At 73.6% G+C, this 19,509-nt stretch carries 14 protein-coding genes; 9 read left to right on the top strand and 5 right to left on the bottom strand.

Annotated features, from left to right (window positions below):
* Positions 1-7: 7 nt before the first annotated feature.
* From katG to LG278_RS15630, 3 genes are all read left to right on the top strand, one after another.
* Positions 8-2,191 (top strand): catalase/peroxidase HPI, encoded by a 2,184-nt coding sequence (katG, locus tag LG278_RS15640; RefSeq protein ID WP_404393677.1) that lies wholly within the window; start codon positions 8-10, stop codon positions 2,189-2,191.
* Positions 2,192-2,377: 186 nt separating this feature from the next.
* A complete protein-coding gene (locus tag LG278_RS15635; protein WP_404388279.1) occupies positions 2,378-5,608 on the top strand; it encodes an ATP-dependent helicase in 3,231 nt (1,076 codons plus the stop codon).
* Positions 5,605-9,042 (top strand): ATP-dependent helicase, encoded by a 3,438-nt coding sequence (locus LG278_RS15630; RefSeq protein WP_404388278.1) that lies wholly within the window; start codon positions 5,605-5,607, stop codon positions 9,040-9,042. Before LG278_RS15635 ends, LG278_RS15630 begins: the two co-directional genes overlap by 4 nt.
* A 3-nt stretch (positions 9,043-9,045) precedes the next feature.
* On the opposite strand, the gene LG278_RS15625 is transcribed toward LG278_RS15630, so the two are convergent.
* The gene (locus LG278_RS15625; RefSeq protein WP_404388277.1) at positions 9,046-10,461 is read right to left on the bottom strand and encodes a phosphotransferase; all 1,416 of its coding nucleotides are present in this window, start codon (positions 10,459-10,461) and stop codon (positions 9,046-9,048) included.
* Positions 10,462-10,546: 85 nt separating this feature from the next.
* Here LG278_RS15625 and nudC point away from each other — a divergent pair, with 85 nt between their 5' ends.
* Positions 10,547-11,569 (top strand): NAD(+) diphosphatase, encoded by a 1,023-nt coding sequence (gene nudC, locus LG278_RS15620; RefSeq protein WP_404388275.1) that lies wholly within the window; start codon positions 10,547-10,549, stop codon positions 11,567-11,569.
* A 54-nt stretch (positions 11,570-11,623) separates the two neighbouring features.
* Here the strand turns inward: nudC and LG278_RS15615 are convergent, their stop codons facing one another.
* Complete coding sequence (locus LG278_RS15615) at positions 11,624-11,848, bottom strand: mycoredoxin (RefSeq protein ID WP_404393675.1); 225 nt, start codon at positions 11,846-11,848, stop codon at positions 11,624-11,626.
* A 178-nt stretch (positions 11,849-12,026) separates the two neighbouring features.
* On the opposite strand from LG278_RS15615, the gene ppk2 reads away from it, so the two are divergent.
* From ppk2 to LG278_RS15590, 5 genes are all read left to right on the top strand, one after another.
* Positions 12,027-12,866 (top strand): polyphosphate kinase 2, encoded by an 840-nt coding sequence (gene ppk2 / locus LG278_RS15610; protein ID WP_404388274.1) that lies wholly within the window; start codon positions 12,027-12,029, stop codon positions 12,864-12,866.
* Positions 12,863-15,013, top strand: a complete 2,151-nt coding sequence (locus LG278_RS15605; protein WP_404393673.1) for an ATP-dependent DNA helicase UvrD2 — start codon at positions 12,863-12,865, stop codon at positions 15,011-15,013. Before ppk2 ends, LG278_RS15605 begins: the two co-directional genes overlap by 4 nt.
* 140 nt (positions 15,014-15,153) lie before the next feature.
* Entirely contained in the window at positions 15,154-15,414 is a 261-nt protein-coding gene (locus tag LG278_RS15600; protein ID WP_404388273.1) for a hypothetical protein, read from the top strand.
* A 276-nt stretch (positions 15,415-15,690) separates the two neighbouring features.
* Positions 15,691-15,978 carry a WhiB family transcriptional regulator gene (locus LG278_RS15595; RefSeq protein WP_404388271.1) on the top strand — a complete coding sequence of 96 codons (288 nt, stop codon included), beginning with the start codon at positions 15,691-15,693 and terminating at the stop codon, positions 15,976-15,978.
* A gap of 74 nt (positions 15,979-16,052) precedes the next feature.
* Positions 16,053-16,187, top strand: coding sequence for a hypothetical protein (locus tag LG278_RS15590; RefSeq protein WP_404388270.1), 135 nt, complete (start codon positions 16,053-16,055; stop codon positions 16,185-16,187).
* A gap of 412 nt (positions 16,188-16,599) precedes the next feature.
* On the opposite strand, the gene LG278_RS15585 is transcribed toward LG278_RS15590, so the two are convergent.
* From LG278_RS15585 to LG278_RS15575, 3 genes are all read right to left on the bottom strand, one after another.
* Complete coding sequence (locus LG278_RS15585) at positions 16,600-17,937, bottom strand: ABC1 kinase family protein (protein ID WP_404388268.1); 1,338 nt, start codon at positions 17,935-17,937, stop codon at positions 16,600-16,602.
* Between the two features lie 107 nt (positions 17,938-18,044).
* Positions 18,045-19,094: a hypothetical protein gene (locus LG278_RS15580; RefSeq protein WP_404388266.1), complete on the bottom strand. Its 1,050-nt coding sequence runs from the start codon at positions 19,092-19,094 to the stop codon at positions 18,045-18,047.
* 164 nt (positions 19,095-19,258) lie between these two features.
* Complete coding sequence (locus LG278_RS15575) at positions 19,259-19,420, bottom strand: DUF5679 domain-containing protein (RefSeq protein ID WP_141823589.1); 162 nt, start codon at positions 19,418-19,420, stop codon at positions 19,259-19,261.
* Positions 19,421-19,509 lie beyond the last annotated feature (89 nt).

The raw sequence follows: 19,509 nt of genomic DNA, 5'->3' as shown, positions 1-19,509 counted from the left end.
CGGCGAGATGAACGAGCCGGAGGCCGCGAAGTGCCCCGTGGCCCACGACCGGTCCACCCGTCCGGGGGGCACGAGCAACGACGAGTGGTGGCCCAACCGCCTCAACCTCAAGGTGCTGGCCAAGAACCCGGCCGTCGCCAACCCGCTCGGTGAGGACTTCGACTACGCCGCGGCCTTCAGCAGCCTCGACCTCGCCGCCGTCAAGGCCGACATCGCCGCCGTGTTGACCGACTCGCAGGACTGGTGGCCGGCCGACTTCGGCCACTACGGGCCGTTCATGATCCGCATGGCCTGGCACAGCGCGGGCACCTACCGCGTGCAGGACGGCCGCGGCGGTGCCGGAGCCGGGCAGCAGCGCTTCGCTCCCCTCAACTCCTGGCCCGACAACGGCAACCTCGACAAGGCCCGCCGCCTGCTGTGGCCGGTCAAGAAGAAGTACGGCCAGAGCCTGTCGTGGGCCGACCTCATCGTCCTCACCGGCAACGTCGCGCTCGAGTCGATGGGCTTCGAGACCTTCGGCTTCGGGGGTGGACGGGCGGACGTGTGGGAGCCCGACGACGACGTCTACTGGGGCTCGGAGGCCGAGTGGCTCGGCGACGAGCGCTACACGGGTGAGCGCGACCTCGAGAACCCCCTCGCCGCGGTCCAGATGGGCCTCATCTACGTCAACCCCGAGGGCCCCAACGGCAACCCCGACCCGCTGCAGTCGGCCCGCGACATCCGCGAGACCTTCGGGCGGATGGCGATGAACGACGAGGAGACCGTCGCCCTCATCGCCGGCGGCCACACGTTCGGCAAGACGCACGGCGCCGCCGACCCGCTCGTCAACGTCGGTCCGGAGCCCGAGGCCGCGCCGCTCGAGGCGCAGGGTCTCGGTTGGAAGCAGTCCTACGGCACGGGCAAGCTCCAGGACGCCATCACCTCGGGTCTCGAGGTCACGTGGACCCCCACGCCGACGCAGTGGGACAACACCTTCTTCGACATGCTCTTCGGCCACGAGTGGGAGCTCTCCGAGAGCCCCGCCGGTGCGGCCCAGTGGGTGGCCAAGGACGCGGAGGCGATCATCCCCGCCCCCGACGAGGGTGGTGCGAAGCGACTGCCCACGATGCTGACGACCGACCTGGCGCTGCGGGTCGACCCGGCCTACGAGCAGATCTCGCGCCGCTTCCACGAGAACCCGGCCGAGTTCGCCGACGCCTTCGCCCGCGCGTGGTTCAAGCTGACCCACCGCGACATGGGCCCCGTCGAGCGCTACCTCGGCCCCGAGGTGCCGCAGGAGGAGCTGCTGTGGCAGGACCCGCTGCCGGCCGCCTCCGGCGAGCCGATCACCGCTGACGACGTCGCCACCCTCAAGCAGGCGATCGCCGACTCCGGCCTCACCACGACCCAGCTCGTCAAGGCGGCCTGGGCCTCGGCCTCGACCTTCCGCAGCAGCGACAAGCGCGGCGGCGCCAACGGTGCCCGCGTGCGCCTCGCGCCGCAGAGCGGGTGGGACGTCAACGACCCCGCCGAGCTCGCGACGGTCCTGCGTGCCCTCGAGGGCGTGCGGGCCGACTTCAACGGCCGAGGTGGCCGGGCCGTCTCGCTCGCCGACCTCATCGTCCTCGGCGGCAACGTCGCGGTCGAGCAGGCCGCTGCCGCGGGCGGGGTCACCGTCGAGGTGCCCTTCCGAGCCGGCCGCGTCGACGCCTCGCAGGAGCAGACCGACGTCGAGTCCTTCGCCTACCTCGAGCCGAAGCACGACGGCTTCCGCAACTACGTCGGCAAGCCGGGTCGGGTGCCCGCCGAGTACCTCCTCGTCGACCGCGCCAACCTGCTCGGGCTCTCGGCCCCGCAGATGACCGTGCTCGTCGGTGGCCTGCGCGTCCTCGGCGCCAACACCGGCGGCTCCACGACGGGCGTCCTCACCGACCGACCCGGCACGCTGACCAACGACTTCTTCGTCAACCTGCTCGAGCTGGGCACGACGTGGACTCCGACCAGCGAGGCGGCCGACGAGTTCACCGCGACCAACGCCGCGGGCGAGCAGACCTGGACCGGCAGCCGCGTCGACCTGCTCTTCGGCTCCAACTCCGAGCTGCGTGCGCTCGCCGAGGTCTACGCAAGCGACGACGCCACGGAGAAGTTCGTCCGCGACTTCGTCGCCGCGTGGGCGCAGGTCATGGAGGCCGACCGCTTCGACGTGAAGTGACGGGTCGGCTCGCGCGGCACCGCTGACGGAGCCGCGCAGCCCGGGCCGGGCACCCCGCACCGGGGTGCCCGGCCCGCTGTCGACGAGGGAGGCGCAGCAGCGCCGCAGGGGGTATGCCGTCCGGTGCCCACGGCATACCTGCTCGGCGCCCGCGCCGGTGTCGGAGGGACGTGATGGAATCCTCCGGTGGTCATCCTTCGTCGCGCTCCTGCCGTGGTCCCGGCCCAGGTGCGGCTCGACGAGGGGCAGCGCGCCGCGCTCGACTCCGACGCCCGCGTGCTGCGCGTGCTCGGGGGGCCGGGCAGCGGCAAGTCGACCCTCGCCGTCGAGCTCGTCGTCGACGCCGTGCAGCGGCAGGGCCTGCGCGCCGACGCCTGCCTCGTGCTGACGTCGAGCCGCAGCGCGGCGGCCGAGCTGCGCCAGCAGGTGACCGGGCGCCTGGGCGGCACGTCGACCGAGTCGCTGGCGCGCACGTGGCAGGCCTTCGGCTTCGGCGTGCTGCGGGCCGAGGCGGCGCTGCGCGGCGACCCGCCACCACGTCTGCTCAACGGTCCCGAGCAGGACGTCATCCTCCGTGACCTGCTCGCCGGCCACGCGTCCGGCGAGGTGCCCGGTCCGCCGTGGCCCGACGCGCTCCGGGAGGCGCTCACGACCCGGGGCTTCCGCAACGAGCTGCGTGACCTGCTGATGCGCTCCGTCGAGCTCGGCCTCGGGCCCGACGACCTCGCCCGGCTCGGCGCCGAGCACGAACGGCCCGAGTGGCTCGCCGCGGCGCAGGTGCTGCGCGAGTACGACCAGGTCACGTCCTTCAGCCGGCACGGCTCCTACGACCCTGCGTGGGTGCTCACGGCCGTGGCGGACCTGCTCGACGACGACCCGCCGGCGCTCGCGCGGCTGCACGAGCGGGTCCGGCTCGTCGTCGTCGACGAGGCCCAGGAGCTCACCTCGGCCGCAGCGCGGCTGCTGCGCGTCGTCGCGAGGGGCGGTCCCCGCATCGTGCTCATCGGCGACCCCGACGTGGCCGTGCAGACCTTCCGCGGCGCCGACCCACGCTTCCTCGCCGACGGCTGGACCGACCTCGCCAGGGGAGGACGCGATCCGCGCTTCGTCGGCGGTCTCTTCGACCTGCTCGACGACAGCAGTGGCGACAGCCACACCGTCGTGCTGGGCCGCACCCACCGCCTGGGCACGGCCATGACGGCGGTCGCCGACCGGGTGTCGCGCCGCATCGGGGCCCTCGGCGGCGGGGAGCAGCGGCGCCTCACGACCGCGGTGTCGCAGCCAGACCGCGGCACGGTCGAGGTCGCGCTGCTGCGCTCGGCGGCGCAGGAGACTGCCCACGTGGCCGCCCTCCTGCGCCGGGCCCACCTCGTCGAGGGCGTGCCCTGGACCGACATGGCCGTCGTCGTGCGCGGGTCGGGCCGCGCCGACACGATGCGCCGCCTCCTCGTCCAGTCGGGCGTGCCCGTGCAGGCCGGCTCGGCCGAGACGCCGGTGCGCGACGAAAGCGCGGTGCGACCGCTGCTCCACCTCCTCGAGGAGAGCATCGCGGTCGCGCGTGCCGAGCATCGCGGCGAGCAGCACGTCATCGACCCCGTGCGGGCCGCCGACCTCGTCGTCTCTCCGATCGGCGGGTCCGACACGGTGGGGCTGCGCCGACTCCGGCGGGCGCTGCGTCAGGACGAGCTCGCCTCTGGCGGTGGACGATCCAGTGACGAGCTGCTCGCCGAGCTGCTCCAGCTCCCCGTGAGCGCCCACCTGCTCGGCCCGACCGGGCGTGCGGCCGAGCGCCTCGGCGCGGCCCTCGCAGCAGGTGCGGCCGCCGCCCGCGTCGGCGACGACGGGCGGTGGGCGCCCGGGGTGACGGCCGAGTCCGTGCTCTGGGCGATCTGGCAGGCAGCGGGAGTCGCCGAGTCGTGGCGTCGGCAGGCGCTCGCGGGCGGCTCGTCGGGCGAGCGCGCCGACCGCGACCTCGACGCGGTGCTGGCGCTCTTCGACGCTGCCGGCGCGTTCGTCGACCGGCTCCCCACCGCTGGGCCCGACAAGTTCCTCGAGCACATCCAGGGCCAGGACGTGCCCGGAGACACCCTGCTCGTCGGCGGCCAGTCCGGCGGTCGGGTCGCCCTGCTGACCCCGCAGTCCGCGGCCGGGCGGCAGTGGCGCATCGTCGTCGTCGCCGGGGTGCAGGAGGGCGTCTGGCCCGACCTGCGCCTGCGCGGCTCGGTCCTCGGCTCCGAGGACCTCGTCGACGTCGTCGCGCAGCGTCCCCTCGGCTTCCGTGCCGCGCAGGCCGCCGTCCGCTACGACGAGACGCGCCTCTTCCTCGTCGCCGTCACCCGCGCCACCGAGCGCCTCCTCGTCACCGCGGTCGGCAACGAGGACGAGCAGCCCTCCGTCTACCTCGACCTCGTCGACCCTCCGGCGACGACCAGGCTCGCCGACGAGGTGCGACCGCACACCGACGTCGCCCGCACGATGACCCTGCCCGGGCTCGTCGGCGAGCTGCGCCGCGAGGTCGTGAGCCCCGACCCCGGCGTCGCCGAGCCGGCGCTGCACCTGCTCGCCGCTGCGGCCCGCGAGGGGGTGCGCGGCGCGGACCCGGCGTCGTGGTGGGCGCTGCGGGGCGTCACGAGCGACCGGCCCGTGCGACGGCCCGACGAGCAGGTGCCCGTCTCACCGTCGAAGGTCACCTACTTCTCCGAGTGCGGTCTGCGGTGGTTCCTCACCTCCGTGGGCGGCGAGGGGGTGTCGCTCGGAGCAGCCTCCGTCGGCACGTTCGTCCACGACATCGTCGCCGAGCTGCCCGACGCCACGCTGACCGAACTCGAGCACGAGGTCGACGCGCGCTGGGGGCGCCTCGGACTCCGGCCGGGCTGGATGACCGAGCGCACGCGCCAGGACGCCCACGACATGGTGGCCCGCTTCACGGCATACCGCGAAACGGCGGAGCGCGACTGGGAGCGCGTCGGCATCGAGGAGGGCTTCCGGGTCGAGGTCGGCCGCGCGGTCGTCGCAGGGCGGGTCGACCGCATCGAGCGCGACGCCGAGGGGCGGCTGCGCATCGTCGACCTCAAGACCGGCAAGTCCAAGCCCACCGAGGCCGAGCTCGACCGGCACGGCCAGCTGGGCACCTACCAGGTGGCCGTCGAGGAGGGCGGCTTCGCCGGTCTCGGTGAGCGCAGCGCGGGGGCGGCACTCGTCTTCATCGGCAAGGGCGGCCTCAGCGGGCTCAAGCCGAGCGTCAAGACGCAGCCGCCGCTCGCGCGCAGCGACGACCCCACGTGGGCCCGCACGCTCGTCGAGCAGACGGCCGAGGGCATGGGGGCCCGCGACTTCCGCGCCGCCCAGGGCAAGGCGTGCGAGACGTGCCCCGTGCGCTCGTCGTGCCCCGTGCAGCCCGAGGGTGACGCGCTGTGACCGCGACCCGCACCCGGCCCGCGACGGTGGTGCGGCACTCCGCTCTCGACATCGCGACCGCCCTCGACATGCCCCCGCCCACCGACGAGCAGACCGCCGTCATCGAGGCGGGCCCCCGGCCGCTGCTCGTCGTGGCGGGCGCGGGCTCCGGCAAGACCGAGACGATGGCGGCCCGCGTCGTGTGGCTCGTCGCCAACGGGCTCGTCGACCCCGACCAGGTGCTCGGCCTCACCTTCACGCGCAAGGCCGCCGCAGAGCTGTCGCAGCGCATCGCCAAGCGACTGCGCGGGCTCGAGCGGGCCGGCATCTGGACGCCGCCCGCCGACGACGGCACGGGTGCCGAGGTGCTCGGCGGCACCCCCACCGTGTCGACCTATCACGCGTATGCCGGCCGGCTCGTGCGCGAGCACGCGCTCCGGGTGGGCATCGAGCCCGAGTTCCGCGTCCTCACTGAGGCCGGGGCGTGGCAGCTGGCGGCCGAGGCCGTGTCGCGCTGGGACGGCCCCATGGACGCCGTCGTCAAGAGCGAGGCGACCGTCATCCAGGCCGTCATGGCGCTGGCCGGCGAGATGGCCGAGCACGTGCGCGCCCCGGCCGAGGTGATGGAGCACCTCGACGTCGTGCTCGCGCGCCTCGACGCGCTGCCCGACGGCGAGGGCAAGGGGTCGCTCGTCGCGGCTCGCGAGGCCGCCACAGTGCTGCGCGAGCGGCGCACCGTGCTGCCGATCGTCGAGGCCTTCCTCGCCCTCAAGCGCGAGCGGGAGTCGCTCGACTTCGCCGACCAGATGGCGATCGCCGCCCGCCTCACGCGGTCGATCCCTGCTGTCGGTGAGATCGAGCGCCAGCGCTTCCGGGCCGTGCTCCTCGACGAGTTCCAGGACACCTCCGAGGCGCAGCTCGAGCTGCTGCGGTCGCTCTTCCACCACCCGGGCGTCGCGCTGACGGCGGTCGGCGACCCCAACCAGTCGATCTACGGCTGGCGCGGCGCGAGCGCGACCACCCTGCTGCGCTTCCCGGCCGAGTTCGCGGGTGAGGAGGGGCCGGCGGACGTGCTGCCGCTCTCGACGAGCTGGCGCAACGACTCCCTCATCCTCGACGCGGCCAACGCCGTCTCGGCCCCGCTCGCCACCGCCCACGTGCAGCCCCTGCGGCCGAGGCCCGGCGCTGGACTGGGCTCGATCGACGTGGCCCGACTCGAGACCGCCGAGGAGGAGGCCGACCACCTCGCCGCGTGGATCGCCGCCCGGTGGTCCAGCCCGAGCGGCCGGCGCACCGGGCTCAGCGCCGCCGTGCTGTGCCGGCGGCGATCCTCCTTCCCCCTCGTGCTCGAGGCCCTGCGGCGCCACCAGCTGCCCGTCGAGGTCGTCGGGCTCGGCGGCCTGCTCGTGACGCCGGAGGTGAGCGACCTCGTGGCGGCACTGTGGGTCGTTCAGGACCCCACCCGGGGCGACCAGCTCATGCGGCTGCTCACCGGGCCGGTCGTGCGGATGGGAGCCGCCGACCTCGCCGGCCTCTGGGCGTGGGCACGCGAGCTGCACTCGCGCCCGACCCGCTCGGGGGTGAGCTCCGCGGCGGCCCCCGACACGACCGTGGCCCCCAGCGGCGATGGCGGGACGACAGAGGCCGGCGAGCTGGGCGAGCCCGCAGCACCGGGCGAGCCGGCCGTCGCGGACCGCCGGGGCTCTGACCTCGCCGCCGACAGTGCCGACACCGCCACGCTCGTCGAGGCCCTCGACGACCTCCCTCGCCCGGGCTGGGTCAGCCGTGACGGCGCCAGCATCGGTGAGGAGGCCCTCGCGCGGTTGCGCGACCTGGGTGACGTGGTGCGACGGCTCCGGCGCCTCACCGCCCTGCCGCTCGTCGACCTCGTCGCGGAGGCAGAGGTCTCCATCGGCCTCGACATCGAGGTGCTCTCGCGACCCGAGCACACCGCCTCGACCGCACGCGTGCACCTCGACGCCTTCGCCGACGTCGCGGCGCGCTACGCCACGTCGGCAGACCGGCCCACGCTCTCGGGCTTCCTCAGCTGGCTCGACGCGGCCCGCGACCAGGAGCGGGGCCTTGACGCCGGCCACGTCGAGTCCGACGCCGACGCCGTGCAGGTGCTCACCGTCCACGCCGCCAAGGGCCTCGAGTGGGACGTCGTGGCGGTGCCGACCCTCGTGGAGGGCGTCTTCCCGGCGCACGGCGGTGCCACCTCGGTCGCGCCCGTGCCCGAGAGCGACCCGGTGGACTACGCCTGCACCGGCGACGTCAAGGACAAGGGCTGGCTGATCGGTCTCGACTCGCTGCCCTACGACCTGCGCGGCGACCGCGCGGGCCTGCCGCACCTCGACTGGCGCGGCGCCCCGGACCGCAAGGCCCTGGGCGTCGCCATCGGCGCCTTCGTGCTCGACGGCGGCCGCCACGCGGTGGCAGAGGAGCGGCGACTGGCCTACGTGGCGCTGACCCGCGCCCGCTCCGCGATGTTGCTCACCACCCACCTGTGGGGTGCCGCGAAGAAGACCCTGTCGGTGCCGTCGCGCTTCCTCGTGGAGGTCGAGGGCGCCCTCGCCGGTGCGGTCACCCGCACCAGGTGGGTGGCTGCCCCCGAGCCGGTCGTCGACGACAAGGGCAAGGCCTCCGCGCCGAGCAACCCGCACCTCGCTGTGCCGGTCTCGCAACTGTGGCCGCACGACCCGATGGGAGCCCGCCGGCAGGGGTTGCTCGAGACCCGCAGGCGCATCGCGGCCCTCGTCGACTCGGGTCCCTCTGTGCCGCAAGGTGACCCGCGGGTTGATGACCTGCGCATCCTGCTCGCCGAGCAGGCGGCGCGACGATCGCGCGGAGAGCCGGTCGTCGACGTGCCACGTCACCTGTCGGCCTCGGCAGTCGTCGCGCTGGCCCGCGACGTCGAGGCGTTCGCGATGTCGCTCCGGCGACCGATGCCGAGTCCGCCCGCTGTCGCGGCGAGGCAGGGCACTGCCTTCCACGCGTGGATCGAGGAGCACTACTCCCGTGCGGCGTTCGTCGACCTGCTCGACCTGCCCGGCAGCGCCGACGAGGGAGCCGCCGACGACGCCGACCTCGACGTCATGAAGGAGCGTTTTCTCGCCAGCGAGTGGGCCGACCGCATCCCCGAGGAGATCGAGCTGTCGATCGAGACGGTGATCGACGCGATCGCGGTGCGCGGCCGGGTCGATGCGGTGTTTGCCCGCGACGACGGCGGGTGGACCGTGGTCGACTGGAAGACCGGTGCCCGGCCGACCGGCCGCGACGCCACGGTGCGCGCCCTGCAGCTGGCGGCCTACGCCGTCGCCTTCGCCAGGCTGCGCGGCGTCGACCCGTCGCTCGTCGACGCCGCCTTCTACTACGCGGCCGAAGGCGTCACCGTGCGGCCCGACCTGCCCGGAGAGTCCGAGCTGATCGACCTGCTGCGCACCTTGCCCGAGTGACCGTCAGGACCGGTCGTCGCGGGGGCGGTGGGGCTCGACCGGGATGAAGTCGGAGGCCCCCTCGTGCAGGTCGAGCAGGCCGCCGTCCCCGTCGGGCAGGGCCTCGACCTCGTCGATCTCAAACGTCGTGTCGCTGTGGCCCGAGGCGACGAAGGGCACGGTCACCGCGTCGCTCTTCGCCTCGGTGTCCGCGTCGATCTCCGGCTCGGGTGTGACGGCGGGGCCACTCGAGGGTGCGGGTGGGGCGTCCGCGGGCTCCATCTCCGGGGCCTCGGCCTCACCGGTGTCGCCGCGCTCGTCGGCGAGCAGCCCTGCCATCGCCACAGCCTGGGTCTCGGCCAGCATCGGGAAGGGGTGGTGCGGCTGCGTGGCGTCCCACTCGGGTCCGGGGCCGGCCTCGGGGTCGTCGGGGTCGAGCGCGGCCGCGCGGGCCGCCTGCTCGCTCGCGCGGCGCGAGCGCTCACTCCGGGCCGCATCCTCACGCGCGTGTCTCGCGTCGTCCTGCTCGATGCGCTCGTCGAGGTCGCGCAGTCGATCTGCAGTGCGCTCGACCAGGGCCAGCTCCCCGCTCGACAGCGCCCGCAGCAGCGTGCGCAGCGGCGTCATCTCGGCCGCGAGCCGCGCCCGCGCCACGAGGGCTGCATCGGGACGCTCGACCCGGGAGCGTGCATAGCTCTCCAGCACGGAGTCGAGGGTGTCGGGAGCCGCCCGTGCGACGAGGTCGGCGAAGTCGTCGGCCGGGTCGCCGATGCGCGACTCCTCCCACGCCAGCACGCCGCGCACGTGGCCGCTGCCGGCGTCCTGCTCGTCGTCGAAGGAGGCGAGCACGTTGGCGCCCGTGAAGGTGCCGTGCACGGGACTCGGCGCGAAGCGCCACAGCGAGACGTCCTCGAGCATCCGCTCCCAGCGGGTCAGCAGGTCGGTGGGCACGTGCCCGGTGGCCGCGGCCCGGTCGAGCTCGGAGAGCTGCCGGCGACGGTGCGACTCGGCGTCGTAGCTCGGTCGGCCGGCCTCCTCGAAGAGGAGGTGCTCGACGTTGTGGATGTGCGCCAGCGTGCGCCCGACGGCCTCGGCGAGGGGGCCGGGCGGCATCGCCCCGAAGTCGAGGGGTCGTCCGGGCACCCGCAGGTAGACGGCGGCACGTCCCTCCGCGACGGGCGCGTGACCGCGCACCATGGGCATCGCCACGTCGAGCCGCCGCCCGAGCAGACCCGAGAGCGCCGAGATGTCGTCGAGCATCGCGCCGGCAGCCGCGGTGCGGGGTGCCTTGACGACCCATCGCCGGTCCTGGCTGTCCTGCACGTGGGCGATCTCGAAGAGGTCACCCGGTCGCACGCGCACGCCCTCGACCGAGACCGGGTCGAGTCCCGGCACGGCAGAGCTCGCCAGGGCGGCGAGGACGAGGGGGCTGCGGCTCACGCGACCACGGTATGCCGCGGGGCGGGCCGAGCGTGGGAGGCGAGCCCACGCTCGTGCCGGGAGCCCTGGTCCTAGGGTGGGGAGAGTGCCCAACACCACCCCCGATGCCCCGCTGACTGGCGGATCCCGCGACGACGACCGCTTGCGCGACCTCGCGCTCGCGCGAAGCGGCCTCGACCGGGTCGCCCACGAGCGGGCGCGCACCTCGATCCTCGACGAGCTGCTCGGCGACCCCGCGACACGGGTCGTCGAGCTGCGCGGTGAGCGGCTGCCCGTCCGTGCCTCCGCAGCCGACGACCTCGCCCTGCAGCTGCGGGCGCCCGTCGATTCCGACCGCGCCCGGCTGGGGCTGCACCTCGGGCGCGGACCCGACGGCGCGGCATACCTCGGCGTCGTGTCGCCGGAGCCCGCCCCCGAGCATGCCTCCGAGCCGGCCTCCAAGCACGGCGAGGAGCCCGGGGCCGAGGCGCCCACCTGGCTGACCCTCCGGCAGGCGGGCGAGGCGCTCGGTGCCCGCGACGCCGGTCTCTTCACGACGGCACTGGCGCTCGCCAACTGGCACGCGACGCACCGGCACTGCCCGCGCTGCGGGGCGGAGACGGAGCCGACCCAGGCGGGCTGGGTGCGCCGGTGCGGGCGTGACGGCAGCGAGCACTACCCGCGCACCGACCCGGCCGTCATCATGTCGGTCATCGACCGCGACGACCGGCTCCTGCTCGGTCGCGGTGCGCACTGGCCGGAGGGTCGCTTCTCGGTGCTCGCCGGCTTCGTCGAGCCGGGGGAGTCCTTCGAGGCCGCGGTCGCCCGCGAGGTGGCGGAGGAGGTCGGCATCCGGATCGCCGACGCGCGCTACCTCGGCAACCAGCCGTGGCCCTTCCCCTCCTCGCTCATGGTCGGCTACGCCGCGACGACGTCGGAGACCGACCTGCGACCCGACCCGGCCGAGATCGCCGAGGCGCGGTGGGTGACCCGCATGGAGTATCGGGACCTGTTGTCCAGCAACACGATCCGCACCCCGAGCGGCATCTCGATCGCCAAGCGCCTCATCGAGCACTGGCTGGGGGCGACCGTCGAGTCGGTGGCCGGCCCGTCGGTCGTCGACCGCTGACGCGTCCACGACCGTCGACGCGTCCTCGAACGTCGGCTCGGCCGACGACGGCGCTCAGGCGCTGAGCCGCGCCCGCACCTCGACGAGGGACGGGTTCGTCGCTGCCGAGCCGTCGGGGAAGAGGACCGTCGGCACGGTGCGGTTGCCACCATTGACGGACTCGACCCAGTCGGCGTGCTCGGGGTGGGCCTCGATGTCGACCTCGGTGAAGTGCACCCCGTCGCGGTCGAGCTGCGACTTGAGGCGGCGGCAGTAGCCGCACCACGACGTCGTGAACATCGTGACCGAGCCCGTGTCGGGCCGCAGGTCGGGCCGCAGGTCGGGCCACCCATCGGGCCCCAGGTCGGGGCCGTCGGTCGCAGCTGGTGTCGCGTCGGACATGCGGGGTTCCTCGGTTCTGTGGACGACGGGGGACGGGCCCCGACGCGCGGTCGGCTCTCGGTGCAAGGATGAGCCCATGGCCCGCCACGGTGCAAAGCGACCCAAGAAGATGGACCTCGACGTCTACGAGACCGAGATGCGACGGCTGCAGGCCGACCTCGTCACCTTCCAGGAGTGGGTGCGGGCCACGGGGCAGCGTGTCGTCGTCGTCTTCGAGGGGCGCGACGCGGCGGGCAAGGGGTCGGCGATCAAGCGGATCACCGAGTACCTCAGCCCCCGCGTCGCCCGCATCGCCGCGTTGCCGGCGCCCACCGACCGCGAAAAGACCGAGTGGTACTTCCAGCGCTACATCGCCCACCTGCCGGCCGCCGGCGAGATGGTGCTGTTCGACCGGTCCTGGTACAACCGCGCCGGCGTCGAGCGCGTCATGGGCTTCTGCACCGACGACCAGCACGCCCGCTTCCTCGAGCAGGCGCCCCTCTTCGAGCGAATGCTCGTCGACGACGGCGTCATCGTGCGCAAGTACTGGTTCAGCGTGTCCGACGTCGAGCAGGAGCGCCGGTTCCGGTCGCGCGCCAAGGACCCCATGCGCCAGTGGAAGCTCTCGCCGATGGACCTCGAGTCGATCACCCGCTGGGAGGACTACTCCGAGGCCAAGGACATCATGATGGCCGCGACGAGCACTGAGTGGGCGCCGTGGCATGTGGTGGAGTCCGAGGACAAGCGGCGCTCGCGGGTCAACATGATGAACCACCTGCTCACCTCCATCCCGCACGAGCCGATGGTCGCCACGGTGCCGCCCATCCCCAAGCGCCCCGCCCCGCGCGGCTACGAACGGCCCCCGCAGGACGGTCAGAACTACGTGCACGACCACGCCGCCGACGTGCTCCGACTCGCCAAGGGTGAGTCCTCCTGACCGCACTTCCCTCGGCCGACGACATCCTGGCCGGACTCGACCCCGAGCAGCGCGAGGTCGCGCTCGCGCCCCCGGGCCCGCTCTGCATCCTCGCCGGTGCGGGCACCGGCAAGACCCGGGCCATCACCCACCGCATCGCGTATGCCGTCCACTCGGGCGCCCAGCAGCCGCAACGCGTCCTCGCGCTGACCTTCACCGCCCGCGCGGCCGGCGAGATGCGCACCCGCCTGCGGGGGCTCGGGGTGCAGGGCGTGCAGGCCCGCACCTTCCATGCCGCCGCGCTGCGTCAGCTGCACTACTTCTGGCCGCAGGCCGTCGGCGGGGCCGCGCCGGAGGTCATGAGCCACAAGGCGGCCGCCGTGGCCGAGGCCGCGAGCCGGCTGCGCCTGCAGGTCGACCGCACCGCCATCCGCGACCTCGCCGCCGAGATCGAGTGGGCCAAGGTCAACCTGCTCACGCCCCAGTCGTATGCCGCTCGGGCCCGCACTGCCCGCCGTGAGCCGCCGGGCGTCGACCTCACCGCCATGGCCCGCGTCTTCGAGGCCTATGAGGAGGTCAAGCAGCGGCGCGGGGTCATCGACTTCGAGGACGTGCTGCTGCTGACCGTCGGCATCCTCGACGAGCGCGACGACATCGCCCGGGCCGTGCGCGGGCAGTACCGCCAGTTCGTCGTCGACGAGTACCAGGACGTCAACGACCTCCAGCAGCGGCTGCTCGAGCTGTGGCTCGGCGAGCGCAACGACCTCTGCGTCGTCGGTGACCCGGCCCAGACGATCTACTCCTTCACGGGGGCGAGCCCGCGCCATCTCGTCGGCTTCCCCCAGCGCTTCCCGGGGGCCCAGGTCGTGCGCCTCGTGCGCAACTACCGCTCCTCGCCCCAGATCGTCGGGCTGGCCAACACCATCGTCGCGGCGGGCACCCAGGCGGCCCGTGACGGCGCCGTGCGGCTGCTGGCCCAGGGGGAGGCGGGGCCGGAGCCGGTGCTCGAGTCACACCCCGACGACCCGGCCGAGGCCGCTGCCGTCGCTGCCCGCGTGCGCCAGCTCGTCGACGGGGGCACGCCGCCGGCACAGATCGCCGTCCTCTTCCGCACCAACGCGCAGTCCGAGGCCCACGAGACCGCGCTCACCGACGCCGGGGTCCCCTACCTCGTACGGGGCGGCGACCGCTTCTTCGCCCGCAAGGAGGTGCGTGACGCCATCCTGCTGCTGCGGGGTGCGGCGCGCAGCGACGACGGCGACAAGCCGCTCGGCGCGCTCGCCCGCGACGTCATCACGGGCGCCGGATGGAGCCACGACCCTCCGACCGGGGGTGGGGCGACGCGCGAGCGGTGGGAGTCGCTGAGCGCCCTCGCCACGCTCGCCGACGACCTCGCGGCGACCTCACCCGACGCGCGGCTTCGCGAGCTCGTCGCGGAGCTCGACCGCCGGGCCGCCGAGCAGCACGCGCCCGCAGTGCAGGGAGTCACGCTGGCGAGCCTGCACGCCGCCAAGGGCCTCGAGTGGGACGTCGTCTTCCTCGTGGGTGCCTCCGACGGGCTCATCCCGATCTCGATGGCCGAGGGGCCCGAGGCGGTCGAGGAGGAGCGCCGGCTGCTCTACGTCGGCCTGACCCGAGCGCGGCGTCAGCTCTTCATCTCCTGGTCCGGCGCGCGCACCCCGGGGGCCCGTGGCACCCGTCGCGTCTCGCGCTTCCTCGCCCCTGCCGCAGGCATCCTCGGCCAGGGCGCCCGCCCCGAGCAGGCCCAGCGCGGCGGAGGCGGCCGGCGCGGCGGCCCCAAGGTGGCACGCATCGCCCACTGCCGCGGCTGCGGAGCCGAGCTCGTCACCGCGGCCCAGCGCAAGACGGGTCGGTGCGACACCTGCCCGCCCACCTATGACGAGGCGACGTTCGAGCGGCTGCGCACCTGGCGACTGGCTGTGGCCCGCGAGGCGAGCGTCCCGGCATACGTCGTCTTCACCGACGCGACGCTCACCGCGATCGCCGAGGCCGAGCCCGTCGACCAGGGCGCGCTGTCGATGATCAGCGGGGTCGGTGTGCGCAAGCTCGAGCAGTACGGCGCCGACGTGCTCGCCATCCTGCAGGGCGCCGACCCGGAGGAGCTCCTCCAAAAGGCTTCTGCCGCAAGGGAATCGGACGACTCCTGACCTGCGCCGAAAAATGTTCCGGAAAAGTTCGTTAATTCGGTTGTTCGCCTGCGAGGGGCCCGCGTACCCTTGTCGGAGTCAAGCCCAGTGGCTCAGGTGGCCAGCTGGGAGCGCGAGAAGAAGTGAGGAGGGCCGGTCTGATGGACAACACCACGATGACGATGAACGCAGCGAGCTGCGTGCTGTCCGTGCGTCCGCGTATCGCCGGCCCGGTTCGCCTTGCCGCCGCGCTCCTCATGGACCAGGGGACCACCCTGTCCGTCGCCACCACCGCGGGTGTCCGTGTCGCCCCCATCGGCGCCGGCTTCCTGGGACAGGTCTCGGACGAGGTCCGCACCGTCGCCCCCACGTACAAGACCCTCGATGTCGCTCGCTCCCGCTTCGGGAGGCCACCGGTCTGACCCAGACCGAGCCTCACCTCCCAGGCCGCGAACCCGACATCACCGGGTCCGCGGCCTTTCTGTTGTCTCCGGACACCTGCCGCTCAACGAAGACCGACACAGCTGCACCGCCAACAGCGCACCGACCGGTGCCAGACAGATCAGGGACAAGACATGACTCCTCGCATGCCGAGCAGCAGGACCGAGACGCGCACCTCCGGTGCGGGCCTTCGGGCCAGGCCAGGAACGAGTGAAGAGGCGGCCACCCGCACGGTGGCCCCGGAGACGGAGGTGACGATGCCACTCAGTGAACTGCTCGACCTCGGGACCGAGGCGGAGCAACTCGGCGAGACCATCCCGTGTCGCGACTACGACGCGGAGCTCTGGTTCGCCGAGCGACCGGAGGACGTGGAGTTCGCCAAGACGCTCTGCGGGCTCTGCCCCGCACGACTCCAGTGCCTCGCCGGCGCCCTCGAGCGTCAGGAGCCCTGGGGCGTCTGGGGCGGTCAGCTCCTCGTCCAGGGCGCCGTCGTCGCCCGCAAGCGGCCTCGTGGCCGCCCCCGCAAGCACCCTGTGGCCGCCTGAGCCTGCGTGACCACGCATGACCCAGACCCCACCGGCCCCCGACACCAACCCATTCCACAGACCAGGAGATCGCCATGAACCAGCTCGAGATGCTGGCTCGCGACCGGATCAACCAGCGCAGCCAGCGCCAGGACCGCAGCGGCATCCGTCGCAGCGCCCGGCTCATCGCGCAGGAGATCCGTGCCGGCCGACGCCACGACCAGAAGTGAGGGACCGCCCGGAGGGGCGCCCTGCAGGACAACCGAACCGAGTGAGCAAGCCGCGGGTGACGCGCACGTCACCCGCGGTTTTGCATGTCCGGAACGCCACGCGCGTCCGGCGACCACGCACCTGACCTTGTCTGCGGCCACCACAGCCGGATAATCGAGGGGGAGAGAGGGGTGGTCATGATCGAGCAGCCGCCGGCGCACCACGACGATCCGGGTGACACCGCAGCCCTCACCTGCGCGACGTGCGGACAGCGCCCGGACCCCGGCCACGAAGCCACCGCCCGGCTCACTTGGAGCCGTGACACCAGCGGGGACGTCGTCACGTGGACGTGCGACCGGTGCAGCCGCGAGCACCTCCGCGCGATCGAGGGAAAGCTCGACCCAGCCTGGTGGTGAGCGACCTCCCTGGTCGTCAGCCCGTGCCGCGCTGACCCACCGGCGGCAGGTCGGCGCCCGGCAGGAGCGCGTCGACGATCTCGCGTCCGCGCACCGTGCCACCGAGCTGGCACAGCACCCCGATGCTGCCACCCCACACCCGGTGGATGAGGAGGTACTCCGGGGGCAGGTTGAGCTTGTAGCCGACGGCGTAGTTGGGCTGCCGGGGATCGTTGATGTGGGCGAAGACGCCACGCAACCAGTCGCGGCTGAAGGTGAACTCGTCCTCGCGGAAGGGCGCCATGAACGGCTCGAGGTAGTCGAGCAGCCGCTGCGGGTCGAGGTCGATGCTGGATCGCACGAAGCCGAGGTCGCGCAGGCCGTCGAGCACGCCCTGGGCGCTGCCCTCGAGGCCGGTCGTCAGCAGCGGGCCGATCTCGGCGGGCATGCCGTCGGGCAGGCGGTTGACCGCCCCGAAGTCGATGACGCCGAGCCGGTTGTCCGGGGTCATCCGGAAGTTGCCGGGGTGCGGGTCGGCATGGAGCAGACCGGCCTCCGCGGGCCCGGCGAGAAGGAACTCGAGGTAGAGCTGCGAGGCGTCGTCGCGCTCCTCGGGAGTGCCGTCGGAGATGATCTGCGACAGCGGCTTGCCCTCGAGCCACTCCGACACGATGACGTGCTCGGCATGGGCCACGACGGCGGGGATGGAGAAGTCCTCGTCGTCGGCGAAGGCCGCCGCGAAGGTGGCCTGCGACTCGGCCTCGAGGCGGTAGTCGAGCTCCTCGGCCATCCGGTCGCGCAGCTCGTCGAGGATCGGCCCGAGGTCGAGTCCGGGCACCCATCCCGCCGCGACCTTGGCGACGCGGGAGATCTGGCGCAGGTCGCCCATGAGGGCAGCGCCCGCGCCGGGATACTGGATCTTGATCGCGACGTCGCGCCCGTCGGCCCACACCCCGCGGTGCACCTGACCGATCGACGCCGACGCCACGGGGTGGTCGTCGAAGGAGGCGAACTTGCTGCGCCAGCGGGTGCCGAAGTCGGCGCGCAGCACCTCGTGCACCGAGCTCGTCGGCATCGGGGGCGCACTGTCCTGCAGCTTGGTGAGGGTCGCGCGGTAGGGGACCGCGATCTCCTCGGGGAAGGCGGCCTCGAAGATCGAGAGCGCCTGACCGAACTTCATCGCCCCGCCCTTGAGCTCGCCGAGCACCTGGAAGAGCTGCTGGGCGGTGCGGGCCTGCAGCTCGGCGGCGACGACCTCGGCGGGCTTGCCGCCGATCCTCTTGCCGAATCCGAGCGCCGTGCGACCGGCGAAACCGAGCGGCACTGTCGCGAGCTTGGCACTGCGCACCACGGCCTTGCGGGGCAGATCGGTCACGGCACCTCCTCGGTGGTCGTCATGGGCCACCTGCGAGCCTACGTTCTGTCGGCGCCTCGCGCTGAGGCGGTGCCCCCGGGGCGCCGGGAGGCGCCTCGCGCGGTCCGTCAGGCGATGCCGGCCTCGCCGGCCCGAGCCGACCCAGGGGGAGGGGCGGCCCGGGCAAAGGCGTGGCGGCCGCACCGCGGGTGCGGGCGCCAGCGGCGGTGGTCGAGCCTCGGCCAGGGCAGGCTCACCTCGACGGCCACTCCGGGCGGGGGTCGCTCACCGGCGACCGATCGCGCCACGAGGGCCGCGACCGTGCCGGCGACGAGCTGCGCCAGCCCCGGCTCACTCGGGTGCGCACGGGCCCCCCCGGCGTCGGGTCCGACCCGCAGCGTGCCCCGGTCGTCGGGAAGGGCGGCCACCTGGGCCATGACCGTCGGCCACGCCTCGTCGCGGTCGCTGCGGTGCAGGTCGAGGCACCACAGGCAGGGCGCACCCGGACCACCGTCGACGAGCGGCCCGACCACGGCCCGTGCGCCGGTGGTGACGACGGGCAGGTGGGGCACTCCGCGCTGCAGCCAGACGTCTCCTCGACGGGGGTCGAGCGCGATGTCGGCCACGAGGACGACGGCGCACGGCGGGCTCGCCTCCCGCTCGAACGCACGCGGCTCCGCGGAGGAGACCGCCCACCTGACCGCACTCGGGGCCTCCGGGGCCTCCGTGGCCGCCGGGGACGACGACGTCGCGGCGGACCAGGGCGCGTCGGACGTCCCGAGCGCGTCGTGCCCGAGCAGGCGGGCGAGGTCGCGGGACAGGGCTCCGCCGCCCTCGATGAGCACGTGCGCCGCGGCATCCGGCGCCGCGGAGCCGTCAGGCAGCGTGGCGACAGTGGGACGGCCCGGCGCTGGCTCGAGCAGGCCAAGGCGCACGACGAGGTCGAGCAGCACCCGCCAGCGGCGCTTCGAGACACCGCTCGCCTTGGCGACCGCGCCGAGCGCCTCGGCGGGCAGACTCCCGTCGAGCCGGGCGAGCAGGCGGGCCTCGTCCGGGGTGACGCCCGTGACGATGGGGCCGCCCTCGATCACCCCGAACTGCACCTCGCCCGGGCGCCGGGTGATCGGGCGCAGCCAGCGGGGGATGCCGGCATACGGGCCGGGTTGGGCGCTGTTCATCGGACCTCCGAGAGGGGGCGGCAGAAAGCCGCAGCGGCTCAGGGGCTCAGCGTCGCAGTCGAATCCGTCGGGGGGACCCGGTCGTCCACAGGCAAGCGAGAGGGGCGGGACCATGGTGGTCCCGCCCCTCCTCAGACGGCGTCGGTGACGCCGTCACGACCTGTTCAGGCCTTGCCCAGGATGCGGTTGAGGTTCGTGCCGCACACGGGGCACACGCCCTTGGCCATCCGGCGGCCGTTGTCAGAAACGACAACCTTGCCCTCGGCCTCGCGCTTCTCCTTGCACTTCACGCAGTAGAACTCGCCCTTGTAGGTCTCGTCAGCCATTGGTGTGTCTCCTCGTTGCTGGCACCCATCCGACGGGTGCCTCGGCTCGCACAACCCTAGAGCACGCTGAGCACGAAATCATGCTCATG

This window comes from Humibacillus xanthopallidus (genome assembly GCF_044793955.1).
GTDB lineage: Bacteria > Actinomycetota > Actinomycetes > Actinomycetales > Dermatophilaceae > Humibacillus > Humibacillus xanthopallidus_C.
Note: the sequence above shows the minus strand (reverse complement) of the source record. Positions and strands in the feature narration are given on the sequence as shown.